The organism is Streptomyces sp. NPDC058985 (genome assembly GCF_042740985.1).
Taxonomy (GTDB): domain Bacteria; phylum Actinomycetota; class Actinomycetes; order Streptomycetales; family Streptomycetaceae; genus Streptomyces.
Map to the genome: position 1 here is coordinate 40226 of NZ_JBHYJX010000001.1, position 14267 is coordinate 54492.

The following is a 14267-nucleotide window of genomic DNA, read 5'->3' on the forward strand; positions in this document are numbered from 1 at the left end:
GGTACGCCGAGTGGGCCCGTCCTCGCGGAGGACGGGCCCACTCGGCGTCGTACGGGAAGGCGGGTCAGCCGTTCAGGATCTCCCTGGCGAGCTTGGCCGTCTCGGTCGGGGTCTTGCCGACCTTGACGCCCGCGGCCTCCAGGGCCTCCTTCTTCGCCTGGGCGGTGCCGGACGAACCGGAGACGATGGCGCCGGCGTGGCCCATGGTCTTGCCCTCGGGCGCGGTGAAGCCCGCGACGTAGCCGACGACCGGCTTGGTCACGTTCTTCGCGATGTACTCGGCCGCACGCTCCTCGGCGTCGCCGCCGATCTCGCCGATCATCACGATCAGGTCGGTCTCGGGGTCGGCCTCGAACGCGGCGAGCGCGTCGATGTGCGTGGTGCCGATGATCGGGTCGCCACCGATGCCGACGGAGGTCGAGAAGCCGATGTCGCGCAGCTCGTACATCATCTGGTACGTCAGCGTGCCGGACTTCGAGACCAGGCCGATGCGGCCCGGCTTGGTGATGTCGCCCGGGATGATGCCGACGTTGGACTGGCCCGGGGTGATGATGCCGGGGCAGTTCGGGCCGATGATGCGGGTCTTGTTGCCCTTCTTGCCGGCGTACGCCCAGAACGACGCCGAGTCGTGCACGGCGATGCCCTCGGTGATCACGACGGCCAGCGGGATCTCGGCGTCGATGGCCTCGACGACGGCGTCCTTGGTGAACTTCTCCGGCACGAAGATGACGGAGACGTTGGCGCCGGTCTCCTCGATGGCCTCCTTGACGGTGCCGAAGACCGGTACCTCGGTGCCGTCGAAGTCCACGGACTGACCCGCCTTGCGCGGGTTCACGCCGCCCACGACGTTGGTGCCGTCGCCGAGCATGAGCTTGGTGTGCTTCATGCCGGTGGCGCCGGTCATGCCCTGGACGATGACCTTGCTGTCCTTGTTGAGCCAGATAGCCATGGTGTGTTGGTGTCCTCGTCCTGAGTGCTTACTTGGCGGCGGCGTGAGCCAGCTCGGCGGCCTTGTCGGCCGCGCCGTCCATGGTGTCGACGCGCTGGACCAGCGGGTGGTTGGCGTCGGTGAGGATCTTGCGGCCCAGCTCGGCGTTGTTGCCGTCGAGACGGACGACGAGCGGCTTCTCGACCTTCTCGCCGCGGTCCTCCAGGAGCTTCAGCGCCTGGACGATGCCGTTGGCGACCTCGTCGCAGGCGGTGATGCCGCCGAAGACGTTGACGAACACGGAGCGGACGTCCGGGTCACCGAGGATGATCTCCAGGCCGTTCGCCATGACCTGGGCGGAGGCGCCGCCACCGATGTCCAGGAAGTTGGCGGGCTTCACGTTGCCGTGCGCCTCACCGGCGTACGCGACGACGTCCAGGGTGCTCATGACGAGACCCGCGCCGTTGCCGATGATGCCGACCTCGCCGTCGAGCTTGACGTAGTTGAGGTTCTTCTCCTTGGCGGCCGCCTCGAGCGGGTTGGCGGCGGCCTTGTCGTGGAGGGCCTCGAAGTCGGGGTGGCGGAACTCGGCGTTGTCGTCGAGCGACACCTTGCCGTCGAGGGCGATGACGTCGCCGCCCGCGACCTTGGCCAGCGGGTTGACCTCGACCAGGAGGGCGTCCTCCTTGATGAAGGTGTCCCACAGCTTGACCAGGATGTCGGCGACCTTGTCGGCGACCTCGGCCGGGAACTTCGCGGCCTCGACGATCTCGCGCGCCTTCTCGGGCGTCACGCCGTCGATCGCGTCGATCGGCGTCTTGGCGACGGCCTCCGGACGGGTGGCCGCCACCTCCTCGATCTCCACGCCGCCCTCGACGGAGGCGATGGAGAGGAAGGTGCGGTTGGCACGGTCGAGGAGGAAGGAGACGTAGTACTCCTCGACGATCTCCGGAGCGGTCTCGGCGATCATCACCTTGTGGACCGTGTGGCCCTTGATGTCCATCCCGAGGATGTCCGTCGCGCGGGCGACGGCCTCGTCCGCGGAGGCGGCGAGCTTCACGCCGCCGGCCTTGCCGCGGCCACCGACCTTCACCTGAGCCTTGACGACGGACTTGCCGCCCAGACCCTCGGTGATCGCGCGCGCCGCCTCAGGCGTGTCGATGACTTCACCGGCCAGCACCGGTACATCGTGCTTGGCGAAGAGGTCCCTCGCCTGGTACTCGAACAGGTCCACGCGCTTCCGTCCCTATCAGTGATCTCGCGGTTCGTTGGATGCGTGGGCGTGCCGCGAAGGGCAACGTGACGTCCGCTGTGTCACAAGGGGAGCGCACACGGTGACCGAGCGCGCGGCATGTCCGTCTCGCAGGTTATCGCCGCATGCCGGGGGTCCCTAAATCGTGGGTCACACCTGAGCGGTGATGCCTGTCACATGATGCCGCGCTCACTGGCACGCGGTGCCGGATGTGAGCCTCTTCGGCGGGGTGCGGGGGCGGGCAGTGCGGGGCGCGGGAGGCAGGGCGGGGGGCGGGTGAGCCTCACCGGGCTGGGGTTGGCCCGGTGAGGCCCGTCGGCCCGGAGCCCGCAGGGTGCGGGTCTCCGGTGTGCGGCTGGCCGGTCCCCACCCCAATGGGGACCGGCCGGCCCGTCCGCGGAGTTTCGGCCCGAGGGAGGCCGACGGCTTTCGACCGTCTCGGGCTGCCGCTTCGCGGAGTCTGTGGGTAGGGCGGAGGTACGGGAGGGCGAGGGCGCGAGCGCGCCGGCGGACGCCCGTCGGGCGCGTCCGCCCCAGGGGCCTCAGACGCGCGCTCGCGGCAGAAGGGTTCCGCCGGCTAGGCGGGAGAGACGGGGATGTCCCGGTACGGATCCCGGGTCTCGCCCGTGTCGGCACGCTCCAGCACCACGGGGACGAGCCGGAAAGGGATCCGGTACTGCGGGGTCACCGCGTGAGCGTCACCGTGACGCGGCATCCCCTGGTCGGCACCGGTCGCGCTACCCAGCGCGCCGTCGGGGGCGCCGGTGGGCGCGTGCCGGGTGGGGGTGGGGCCGGTGGGCGCCGGGGTGGTGCGGCGCGGGTCGCCGGAGTGCGTCACCGGAGGTTGTGCGCCGGTGACGACCGCCACGGGTGCGGGGGCGGGGGCGGGGCCGATGTGCGCCGCGTGGTCGGTGGCGCCGGGCCCGGTGCCGGCGGCGGCGGTGCGGGGTTCGGTGGCCTCGGAGGCGTCGGAGGTGCCGGCTCCGTCGGAAGGGTGCGCGGAGCCGTCGGCCGCGGCCGGACCCGACCGGCGATCGTCCGGAAGGTACGGGTCGGCCCAACCGTCCGAACCGCCGGCCCCGGACAGGTCCGGAAGCTCCGGCAGCGGAGGCAACGACGGCCACGTGGGGACCGGGGAATCGGAGGATCCGGGGTCCGTGAAGCCGCGGTCGGAGGAGCCGGGGGCGGAGGACGCGGGGTCGGAGAAGCCCGGGTCCGCGTCGGAAACGGCGGAGAGCAGGGGCAGCCGCTCGGTCGTCTTCTCCACCACGTCCCCGACGGCGGAGAGCGCGTCCTTCGTCGGGTGGAGGGCCGGCTCACGCGCCTCCGGCGCCGGCCGCCCCGCCGGCACGTCGACGACCTGCCGCACGGTGTCCCGCAGGGAGGGCGTCCCCTCGGCCGCCTGTGCCCGCTCCCCGCAGACCACGCCGAGCACGAACAAGCCGCCCACCAGCAGCGCCACGTGCAGGGCACGCCGCCCGGCCGCCGTGCGCATCACGCGCAGAGCGGCACCGGGCAGGACGGCTGACCAGATCAAGAGGGGGAGATTCCTCCCGTGCGGCGGCGGAACGGCTCGCGCGTCGAACAACGCGCCGATGACGCGCGATCCTCGCACGGGACTCCGCGGTTTGCACAAGCCCTTCATTACCGATGGGTAGCGATGTCCGTTTCAGCGGCGGGAATTGGGCCACCCCGGATGGGCAAATCGTCACCCGGCGTCCGGTATCGGCAGGGGCCGCCTCTCGATAGCCGCCGCCATCACCTCCGGGAAGTGGTCGGGCGTGCAGGCGAACGCGGGTGCCCCCAGCGCGGCGAGCGCCGCCGCGTGCTCCCTGTCGTAGGCGGGTGTCCCCTCGTCGGACAGGGCCAGCAGCGTCACGAACCGCACGCCCGCCGCCTGCATCGCCGCGACCCGCCTGAGCATCTCGTCCCGGATGCCTCCCTCGTAGAGGTCGCTGATCAGCACGACCACGGTCTCCGCGGGCCGGGTGATCCGCGACTGGCAGTACGCCAGCGCCCGGTTGATGTCCGTACCGCCACCGAGCCGCGTGCCGAAGAGCACGTCGACCGGGTCGTCCAGCTGGTCGGTCAGGTCGACGACCGCCGTGTCGAAGACGACGAGCCGGGTCTCCATCGACGGCATGGACGCCAGCACCGCCCCGAACACCGACGCGTACACGACCGATGCCGCCATCGACCCCGACTGGTCGACGCAGAGGACGACCTCCTTCTTCACCGACCGGGACGCCCGCCCGTAGCCGACGAGCCGCTCCGGTACGACCGTCCCGTACTGAGGCAGGTAGTGCTTGAGGTTGGCCGAGACCGTGCGGTTCCAGTCGATGTCGTGGTGGCGGGGACGGGTGACGCGGGCGCTGCGGTCCAGGGCGCCGGTGAGAGTGGCCCGGGTACGCGAGGCCAGCCGCTTCTCCAGGTCTTCGACGACCTTGCGCACGACGGTTCGCGCCGTCTCCTTCGTCGTCTCCGGCATCGCCTGGTGGAGCGAGAGCAGGGTGCCGACCAGGTGCACGTCGGCCTCCACCGCCTCCAGCATCTCCGGCTCCAGCAGGAGCGTGGCGAGACCGAGCCGGTCGATCGCGTCCCGCTGCATGACCTGTACGACGGAGGAGGGGAAGTACGTCCGGATGTCACCCAGCCAGCGCGCGACGGCCGGTGCGGAGCCGCCGAGCCCCGCCGCTCGGTCCCGTCCGCCCCGCGCGGCGGCCTCCTTCCCGTAGAGCGCGGTGAGCGCCCCGTCCATCGCGGCGTCCTGCCCCGAGAGCGTGCGGCCGGTGCCGTCGGCCGGGTCCCCGCCCAGCACGAGCCGCCACCGCCGCAGCCGCTCCTGCGCGGCGTCGGACCCCACCGGTTCGGTCGTCATGCGTCCACCCCCACCAGGTCGTTGCCGTCCGTGCCGCTTCGCGCCGGGGCCTTGCCCTCCGGGCCCAGCAGCAGCCGGACCACCGGGAGCACCGCGTCGGCGCGCTCCGTGTCGAGATCGGCCGCAAAGCCCGGTATCCCGGGGCCGGCCGTGGTCACCCTGCCCCGCGCCCCGGGTCCGCGCCGGACCAGCTCACCGAGGCCGCGGCGCACCCCTGGTTCGTAGGCCGCGAAGGTGCGTCGCAGCAGCGGCAGCACGTCCGTGAACGCCTCCGCCGCCACGCCGGTCAGCCAGGCGTCGACCAGGGCGAGCAGCCGTTCGTCGTGCAGGAGGAGCAGGCCGCCGCCCGAGCCGCCTCCGACGAAGCCCTCGATCCACGCCGCCGCGTCCGCCGGCGGCGTCCCCCGGGACAGCGCCAGGCCCATGAACCGCGCTGCCTCGTCCGCCGCCAGCACACCGTCGTCCAGCAGGAGCCGCACGGCACGACCCCGGACGACACCGGGCACGAGGTCCCGCGCCGAAAGGGTCCGCAGCACCTCCTGCCAGCGGGACCGCAGGCCGCCGTGGCCCGGCGCGGGGGTGTCGCCGAGCAGGCCCACCGCTCCGTGCACGGCGTCCACATGGCCGCGCATCTCGTCGGCCGCGTCGGTGTCCAGGGCCGCGCAGGCCGCGGGCAGACCGACGAAGACGCGCTGGGCGAGCCCCGCGGCGACCTCCGCCAGCGCACCCGTGTCGGTGCCGCGCACGTCGCCGTAGCGCAACGAGCGGACCAGGGCCGGCAAGGCCCGCGCGAGGTGGCCGACATCCGTGTCGAGCGCCGCGCGGTCGGCGAGTATCCGCATCACCGGCGTGAGCGCGTCCGGCAGCCCGGCCAGCAGGCAGCGTTCGGCGAGCGCGGTGACCTCGGCGAGGTCGCGCGCGGTGACGGCGTCCGCCTCCGCCTTGGCGGTCGCGGCGGCGAGCACGGTCGTGCCCCACACTCCGGCCTCGGCGACCCGCACCGACAGCTCCGGATCCCAGCGCAGCCGCCATGTCTCCCGGAACGTCCCCGTACTCCCCCGGGAGGCGGCCGGCTCGCCCCAGCCGACGCCGAGCAGCCGCAGCCGGTGCAGCAGTCTGCCGCGGCTCGCGTCGGTGTCCTTGCGCAGGTCGAGTTCCAACTCCCTTCGCCGTGCCTCCGGTTTGAGCCGCAGCCGACGCTGGAGGCGGGCCAGGTCGCGCTGCAGGGGCACCGCGGGCGCCCCGGCGGGGACCTCTCCCAGCACGTCCCCCACCACCAGCCGGTCCCGGACCAGCGCGAGGGGCACGTCCGAGCCGTCGCACATCACCGCCCGCACGGCGTCCGTCGTCTCGCCCAGCCCGGCCAGCGGGCGCCCGCGCAGCACCGCGAGCGTCCCGGCCAGCCGCACCGCCTCGATGACGTGCGCCGAGGAGACGGTCCGGCCCTCGTCCCGCAGCAGCCCGGCCACCTTGGTCAGCCACCGCTCGACCGGCCGGTCCGCCGCGCCGAACAGATGCGCGTACCAGCCGGGCGACTCGACGCCCGCCCCGTACCCACCGGACCGGGACAGCCGTCGGTACGTCCAGGGCACCCACGTCAGGTCCACCTTGGTCCTCGGCAGCCCCTTCAGCAGGGCCCGGTCGGCGGTGGCGGTGACCTTGCGCCGGAGCGCGGGCACGTGCCACGCCCCGCACACCACGGCGACGCCCCGGGCGGACTCCCGCTGTGCCGCCCGCACCTGGAGCCGCATGTACGCCTCCCGCACCAGGTCCCGCTCGTCGTGGCCGCCGCCCTCCCCGGTCTCCCGCAGGGCACCCATGGCCTCTTCCAGCGCGGTGAACGGCGCGAGCGCGTCCCCGTCGCCTCCCCCGTGGCCCTGGTGCTCGACGACGTCCTCCCACCAGCGCTCGGGGTCGTCATGACCGGCGGCCCCGGCGAGGGCGGCGAGCGGATCGACCCGGACCTCGGGGGCCGACGCGCAGGTGGGGTCCCCCGGTCCCGCCTCCGGCTCCTCGCCCGCTCTCTCCGCGTCCTTCCCCGCCGTGCTCTCCCCCTCCGCGTCCTCCCCCTGCGTGTCCTCCTGCGACCGCCAGGCCAGTGAGTGCGCGGCCGGGAGGTCGATGAAGCGGGCCGGCACGTCGTGTGCCAGGGCCCAGCGGAGGGCCACCCACTCCGGGGAGAACTCGGCCAGCGGCCAGAAGGCCGAGCGGCCGGGCTCGTCCACGGCGTGCGCGAGCAGCGCCACCGGTGGCCGCATGTCCTCGTCGGCGGCCAGCGGGATCAGGGCGTCGGCCTCGGGCGGCCCCTCGATCAGCACGACCCCGGGCCGGGCCGCCTCCAGCGCCGCCCGGACCGCCCGCGCCGACCCCGGACCGTGGTGACGCACGCCCAGCAGCAGCGGTCCGAGCGCGCCGCCGGCCGCTCCGCGGTCAGTGCCCGTCACACCGTCCCCCTCGCCCACCGCTCCGCCGACGCCGGGTCCCCCGCCCCTGAGTCCGCAGCCTGCGTGCCCACGTCGAGTCCTCGTCGTCGCCCGTGGCGCCGGCCACCCGCGTCTCCACTCGGTGCCGCGTCCTCGTCCACGCCTCCGTGCCCTTCACACGCTCACCTCGCGGCAGGCGCGGTAGAAGTCCTGCCAGCCGTCGCGCTCCCGGACGACCGTCTCCAGGTACTCCTGCCAGACGACGCGGTCGGTGGCGGGATCGCGGACGACCGCGCCGAGGATGCCCGCGGCGATGTCGCCGGGCCGCAGCACCCCGTCACCGAAGTGGGCGGACAGCGCCAGACCGCCGGTGACCACGGAGATCGCCTCGGCCGTGGACAGGGTGCCGCTGGGCGACTTCACCTTCGTACGCCCGTCGCCCGTCAGCCCGTCGCGCAGCTCGCGGAAGACGGTGACGACGCGGCGGATCTCCTCGATGCCGTCGGGGGCCGCGGGGAGGTCGAGGGAGCGGCCGATCTGGTCGACGCGGCGCGTGACGATCTCGACCTCGGCCTCGGCGCTCTCGGGCAGCGGCAGCACCACGGTGTTGAAGCGGCGGCGCAGGGCGCTGGACAGGTCGTTGACCCCGCGGTCGCGGTCGTTGGCGGTGGCGATCAGGTTGAAGCCGCGGACCGCCTGCACCTCCTGGCCCAGCTCCGGTATCGGCAGGGTCTTCTCCGACAGGATGGTGATCAGGCTGTCCTGCACGTCGGCGGGGATGCGGGTCAGCTCCTCCACCCGCACGGTCGCGCCGTCCGCCATCGCCCGCATGACGGGACTGGGCACGAGGGCGTCGCGGCTCGGGCCGTCGGCGAGGAGCCTCGCGTAGTTCCAGCCGTAGCGGATCGCCTCCTCCGGGGTGCCGGCGGTGCCCTGCACCAGCAGGGTGGAGTCGCCGCTGACGGCAGCCGCGAGGTGCTCGGACACCCAGGTCTTCGCGGTGCCGGGCACGCCGAGCAGGAGCAGGGCGCGGTCGGTGGCGAGTGTGCTGACGGCGACCTCGACGATGCGGCGCGAACCCACGTACTTCGGGGTGATCACGGTGCCGTCGGGCAGGGTGCCGCCGAGCAGGTAGGTGGCGACGGCCCAGGGCGACAGCTTCCAGCGGGCCGGGCGCGGACGGTCGTCCTGCGCGGCCAGCGCGGCCAGTTCGGCCCCGAAGGCCTGCTCTGCGTGGGGCCGCAGCCTCTCCACTCCGGACATCGCTTCCACGGACATCGCTTCCACAGACACAGGCATGGCTGATTCCCCCTCCAGCTCGGCCGGTTCGATCTGTCATCCACGGTGCACCACGCCACTGACAATAGCTCTGACCAGTGAAAACGCTCTCGCCGGGGGCGTTGTCAGTGGGAGGATCTACCTTCGGTGTCATGACTCAGCAGGGGGTGCGCTGGACCACGGACCAGGTGCTGGCACTGGCACCTGACGCCGCGTCACGTGCGGCGGGCGGCAGGCTGGCGACGGCCGGTCCGTGGTCCGGGGTGGGGAGTTCCGACGAGGGGGCGGTGTGGGGGCTGTGCAAGGGGAGCGGCAGCGAGCCGTACCGGACGGTCGTCGACGTCGCGGACGGGTCCGGGCCCGCGTACCGGTGTGCGTGCCCGAGTCCCAAGCTCCCGTGCAAGCACGCGCTGGGGCTGCTGCTGCTCTGGTCGGGCGGGGGCGTCGCGGCGCCGGGGGCGACAGCGCCCGAGTGGGCGGAGCGGTGGCTCGCCGGACGACGCGAGCGCGGGGAGGGGAGAGCGGGGACGGGCGCGGCGCCCGGACGGGGGTCCGGGACGGCTGATCCGGAGGCGGCGCGGCGCCGGGCCCTGCAGCGGGCCGGGCGGATCACCGCGGGCGCGACGGAGCTGGAGCAGCGGCTGGCGGACCTGCTGCGCGGCGGTCTGGCCGGCGCCGAGCAGGCGGGCTACGGACTGTGGGAGGAGACGGCCGCCCGTATGGTCGACGCCCAGGCCCCGGGTCTGGCCGCACGCGTGCGGGAGCTGGGCTCCATACCGTCGTCGGGCCCCGGCTGGCCGGTCCGGCTGCTGGAGGAGTGCGCCCTCCTCCACCTGCTCGACCAGGGCTGGCTGCGGCGCGAGAGCCTGCCCGACGGACTGGCGGCGACCGTCCGTGCACGCGTGGGCCTGCCGGCCTCCGCAGACGGTCCGCCGGTGCGGGACCGCTGGCTGGTCCTCGCCCAGTACGACGCCGCGGACGCGCGGCTGACGACCCGCCGCATCTGGCTGTACGGCACCGAGACGGACCGGACCGCGCTGCTCCTCTCCTACGGTGCCGCGGGCAGGGCACCGGAGTTGGCGCTGCCGGTGGGGCTGACGCTGGAGGCCGAGGTGTCGGCGTATCCGGGCGCCGGACAGCAGCGGGCGGCCCTGGGGCGGCGGTTCGCCCAGCCCGCGACCACGGAGACACGCCCGAGAGGAGTGACCACGTCCAGAGCCGCCGCCCGGTTCGGCGAGGCCCTGAGCGACGACCCGTGGCTGGACTCGGTCCCGTTGACGCTGGGGCGCGTCGTCCCGGTGCCGGACGGCGACGCGTGGCAGCTGGCGGACGCCGACGACGACACCGCGCTGCCGCTCGTACCGGGTGCCGGAAACCGGGCGGGCATCTGGCGGCTGGCCGCACTGTCGGGCGGCGCGCCCGTCACGGTCTTCGGCGAGTGCGGCCACCGGGGCTTCACTCCGCTCACGGCCTGGCCGACCGGCCCCGGTCCGGCGGTGCCGCTGCACTGACCCGCCCGGCGTCGGCACCGGCGCGTCCCACGCCCGCACCTGCCGGGTCCCACGCCCACACCTGAACGCCCCGCGCCCACACCCGCCGGGTCCACACCCACACCTGCCCCCCCGGGCCCACACCCGCCGGGTCCACACCCACACCTGCCCCCCCGGGCCCACACCCGCCGGGTCCGCGCCCACACCTGAACGCCCGGCGCCCGCACCCGCCAGGTCCCACGCCGACAACTGAACGCCCCACGCCCCACCGACCCGCCCCAGGCCATGGACACCAGAGGGAACCAGAGGGGAACCGCATGACCAGCACACCCACTCCCCCGAGCACACCATCGCCGACGACGGCCTCCTGGGAGGAACTCGTCACCGCCGCCCTGCTCGGCACGGACCGGCGTACGCCGCCGGGCAGCGAGCCCGGACCGGGTGCGCCGGCCGCGCTGCTCGACGCGGCGGCCGCGGAGACCGTCCGTCGCCGTGCCGGGCTGCGGCCGGCCCGTGCGGCGCGGCGCCCCGACCCGGCTCCCGATGATCCGCGCCCTCCCCTGCCCGCCGCGGCCGCCCGGCGCCTCACGATGCTGCTCGCCGACCGGCCCGGCGCCGCGGCCGGCGGGCGCCGGGGGGCCGCGCCCGATCTGATGGAGCTGCTGCCCCAGTGGCTGGCGACGGCCAACACGCGCGGTTTCGCGGCGCCGCCCGAGGCGCTTCCGGCGCTGCTGGACGCGGCACGCGGGCGCACGGACCTCCGGCCGGCGGCGCTGCGGTTCGCGGGACCGCGTGCCCTGTGGCTGGCCCGGCTGAATCCGGACTGGCGGTTCGCCCTCCGCGCCGCGCCGGGCGGCGGGACCGCGCCGCCCGGCCCCGACGCCGCGGACCGGGTGCGGCGGCTCTGGGACGAGGGCCTGTTCGCCGAACGGGTCGCCCTGCTGGCGTCCCTGCGCGCCCGCGACCCGGCCGGCGCGCGCGGGCTGCTGGCCTCGACCTGGGCGACGGAACGGGCCGAGGACCGGCTGATGTTCCTCGACTCGCTGCGGACCGGACTCGCACCGGCGGACGAGCCCTTCCTGGAACAGGCGCTGGCCGACCGCAGCCGCAATGTACGGGCGACGGCGGCGGAGCTGCTCTCGGCCCTGCCGGACTCGGCGCTGGCCGCGCGGATGGCGGCCCGGGCCGTGACCTGCGTGTCCCTCGACCGCGCCCCGGACCATCCGGCGATCGCCGTCGAGGCTCCGCACGAGTGCGACGCGGGTATGGAGCGGGACGGCGTGGTGGCCAAGCCGCCCGGCGGGCGGGGCGAACGGTCCTGGTGGCTGGGCCAGTTGGTCGAGGCGGCCCCGCTGGCGACCTGGCCGGCCCGGCTCGGCGGACGCGACCCCGAGGAGATCGTCGCCCTGCCGGTGGCGGACGGCTGGCGGGGCGAGCTGCACGCGGCATGGTGCCGGGCGGCGGTGCGGCAGCGTGACGGGGCGTGGGCACGGGCGTTGCTGGGAGCGCCCACGGCGCCCGAGGCTGGTGGTCCCGGCGCGGTGTCCCTGGCCGAGCGGGCCAAGCTGCTCGGCACGCTGAGGGCGGGTGAACGGGCCGATTGGGTGGCCGGTTTCATCGCCACGCACGGGCTGTCCGAGGCGTTCCAGCTGCTCGGCATGTGCGGGGTGCCGTGGGCCCCGTCGCTCGGACGTGCCGTGGTGGACGCGCTCGACATCGCCCGGGACGCCGGGAGTTATCCGTGGAGCTTCAGCGGCGTGATGGGGCTGGCCGAACGCTGCCTCGACCCCGCGGAGGCGGGCCGTCTCGATGGCCTGCTGGCGATACCGGACGAGTCGGAGGACGCGTCGCCGGGCGCCGGTGGCTACTGGGCGGAGGCGTTCCAACGGCTCGTCACGACACTGCGGTTGCGGGCGGCGATGGCGGAGGAGCTGGCAGCGGGGTAGGACGTGGCGCACGCGTGGGAGCCGCCCCCACCACGACCGCCCGAGAGGGGGGCGGTTACGCCTCCGCGTGTTCCCGCACGTTCGCGCGGACCCAGTTCACGATCGACGCCGTCGTGGCACCCGGCGTGAAGATCTCGGCGACGCCCATTTCCTTCAGCGGAGCGATGTCCGCCTCGGGGATGATCCCGCCGCCGAAGACGAGGATGTCCGCCGCGTCCCGCTCCCGCAGCAGCGCGATCACGGCGGCGAAGAGCGTGTTGTGCGCACCGGAGAGGATGGACAGCCCGATCGCGTCGGCGTCCTCCTGGATCGCGGTGCCCACGATCTGCTCGGGTGTCTGGTGAAGCCCGGTGTAGATGACCTCCATACCGGCGTCACGCAGGGCCCGCGCGATCACCTTGGCCCCGCGATCGTGGCCGTCGAGCCCCGGCTTGGCCACCACCACGCGGATCGGACCGGCTGCCACACCCATCACTGCCTCCATGAAGCGACTACATCCATCCGTACCGACAAGTACCGCACACTTCGCCGACGCCGTACACAGGAGCACGGCACTCAGAACCGCACGCGTGCACGGAGTCCGCGAAGCGCGCACCTTCGCGGCGCGCAGGTCCCGCACCACGGCGTCCGGGAAGTGAACGAACGTTATCTCCAGCATCCCGCAACCGGCGGTTTCGCGGTGGATACAGAGGGGGAAATCACACGGTGGGACACGTTCGCCGCGCACCGCACCGGGGCGCGGCGGCATCACGCGCACGGAGAGCCGCAGCGAGGGCGGGACGGGGAAGCAGCGGGCCTCGTCGCCGTATCGCCGACACCACGGGCCAGGCGAAACCCACAGGTCAGACCAGACCCACGGGACACCCCTGGCTCGGATACCGCACGCCGGCACACCCATCCGGGTAAACCTCACGAACATCGCCAGACACCGGTGTCACGGCACTCCAACGAGGGCACACGGGGGACAGAGGCGTCCCTGCGCGTGCCGGACGGAGGTCGGCCCCATGAAGGTCACCACGACAGCACTGCCCCTTCTTCCGCTTTTCCAGCGTCTCCTCCCGGGATTGCCCGGCCTGCCGGGAATCCCGGGACTGTCGGAACTGGCGAGCCTGCCCGGACGTCTGACCGGGCTCTCGCTGACCCTCCTTAAGGCGAGCGCCCTGGAGGTCGCGATCCTCGCCGGGCACGTGCTCCTCTACCCCTCGGGGATCATCCAGGAGCGCCGCCCCTCCCTGCCCCTCCCCTCCGTCGGCTCACGGGACCCGGAGCCTTCCCCGCCGGCCCCCCGGCTCCCGGCCCCCGCGAGTACGCCGGTCGTCCTGCTGCACGGTTTCATCGACAACCGCTCGGTCTTCCTGCTGCTGCGCCGCAGCCTGGCCCAGCACGGCAGGCACCAGGTCGACTCGCTGAACTACTCGCCCCTGACCTGCGACATCCGCACGGCGGCCGAGCTGCTCGGCCGGCATGTCGAGGAGATCTGCGAGCGCACGGGCAGCGAGCGCGTCGATGTCGTCGGGCACAGCCTCGGCGGGCTGATCGCGCGGTACTACGTGCAGCGGCTCGGCGGTGACCTGCGGGTCCGGACGCTGGTGACGCTCGGCACCCCGCACGCCGGCACCCGCGTGGTCCCGCTGGCCAACGCGCACCCGATCGTGCGCCAGATGCGCCCCGGGTCGGCGGTGATCGAGGAGCTGTCCCGGCCCACGCCCGGCTGCCGTACGCAGTTCGTCAGCTTCTGGAGCGACCTGGACCGGGTGATGGACCCGCTGGAGACGGCCTGCCTCGACCATCCCGACCTGACCGTGCAGAACGTACGGGTGAGTGGCGTCGGCCACCTGGCACTGCCGGTGCACCCCGCCGTGGCCACGGGGATCCGGCAGGCACTGGACGCCGTCGAGGCGGAGACCGGCGCGGAGACGGACGGGCGAGCGGGATCGGACGGGCGAGCGGGATCCGGTGGACGAGCGGGATCGGGCGGACGGGCCGGTGGTCTGACGGTCGCCTGACTCCGAAACAACCCGTTCAGCATCGAACATTGCTCGAACAAAAAGCCAAACTCGTGCCCGCCGTCC

At 73.9% G+C, this 14267-nt stretch carries 10 protein-coding genes; 3 read left to right on the forward strand and 7 right to left on the reverse strand.

Going from position 1 to position 14267, the window contains the following annotated elements; all coding sequences use genetic code 11:
• Positions 1–64 precede the first annotated feature (64 nt).
• The 6 genes from sucD to ACFW01_RS00215 form a co-directional block, all read right to left on the reverse strand.
• The gene (sucD, locus tag ACFW01_RS00190; RefSeq protein WP_384501820.1) at positions 65–949 is read right to left on the reverse strand and encodes a succinate--CoA ligase subunit alpha; all 885 of its coding nucleotides are present in this window, start codon (positions 947–949) and stop codon (positions 65–67) included.
• A gap of 28 nt (positions 950–977) precedes the next feature.
• The gene (sucC, locus tag ACFW01_RS00195) at positions 978–2162 is read right to left on the reverse strand and encodes an ADP-forming succinate--CoA ligase subunit beta (RefSeq protein ID WP_125495374.1); all 1185 of its coding nucleotides are present in this window, start codon (positions 2160–2162) and stop codon (positions 978–980) included.
• Between the two features lie 595 nt (positions 2163–2757).
• The gene (locus ACFW01_RS00200; RefSeq protein WP_384501822.1) at positions 2758–3717 is read right to left on the reverse strand and encodes a hypothetical protein; all 960 of its coding nucleotides are present in this window, start codon (positions 3715–3717) and stop codon (positions 2758–2760) included.
• A 171-nt stretch (positions 3718–3888) separates the two neighbouring features.
• Complete coding sequence (locus ACFW01_RS00205; protein ID WP_384501824.1) at positions 3889–5058, reverse strand: VWA domain-containing protein; 1170 nt, start codon at positions 5056–5058, stop codon at positions 3889–3891.
• Complete coding sequence (locus ACFW01_RS00210) at positions 5055–7502, reverse strand: DUF5682 family protein (protein WP_384501826.1); 2448 nt, start codon at positions 7500–7502, stop codon at positions 5055–5057. Before ACFW01_RS00210 ends, ACFW01_RS00205 begins: the two co-directional genes overlap by 4 nt.
• A 153-nt stretch (positions 7503–7655) precedes the next feature.
• Positions 7656–8780 (reverse strand): AAA family ATPase, encoded by a 1125-nt coding sequence (locus ACFW01_RS00215; protein WP_234955281.1) that lies wholly within the window; start codon positions 8778–8780, stop codon positions 7656–7658.
• 131 nt (positions 8781–8911) lie between these two features.
• Here ACFW01_RS00215 and ACFW01_RS00220 point away from each other — a divergent pair, with 131 nt between their 5' ends.
• On the forward strand, positions 8912–10270 hold the full coding sequence (locus ACFW01_RS00220; RefSeq protein WP_384501828.1) for an SWIM zinc finger family protein: 1359 nt from the start codon (positions 8912–8914) through the stop codon (positions 10268–10270).
• Between the two features lie 296 nt (positions 10271–10566).
• The gene (locus ACFW01_RS00225) at positions 10567–12195 is read left to right on the forward strand and encodes a DUF5691 domain-containing protein (protein ID WP_384501830.1); all 1629 of its coding nucleotides are present in this window, start codon (positions 10567–10569) and stop codon (positions 12193–12195) included.
• 55 nt (positions 12196–12250) lie between these two features.
• On the opposite strand, the gene ACFW01_RS00230 is transcribed toward ACFW01_RS00225, so the two are convergent.
• On the reverse strand, positions 12251–12667 hold the full coding sequence (locus ACFW01_RS00230; RefSeq protein WP_234955286.1) for a cobalamin B12-binding domain-containing protein: 417 nt from the start codon (positions 12665–12667) through the stop codon (positions 12251–12253).
• A gap of 532 nt (positions 12668–13199) precedes the next feature.
• On the opposite strand from ACFW01_RS00230, the gene ACFW01_RS00235 reads away from it, so the two are divergent.
• Positions 13200–14201 (forward strand): esterase/lipase family protein, encoded by a 1002-nt coding sequence (locus ACFW01_RS00235; RefSeq protein ID WP_384501832.1) that lies wholly within the window; start codon positions 13200–13202, stop codon positions 14199–14201.
• Positions 14202–14267 lie beyond the last annotated feature (66 nt).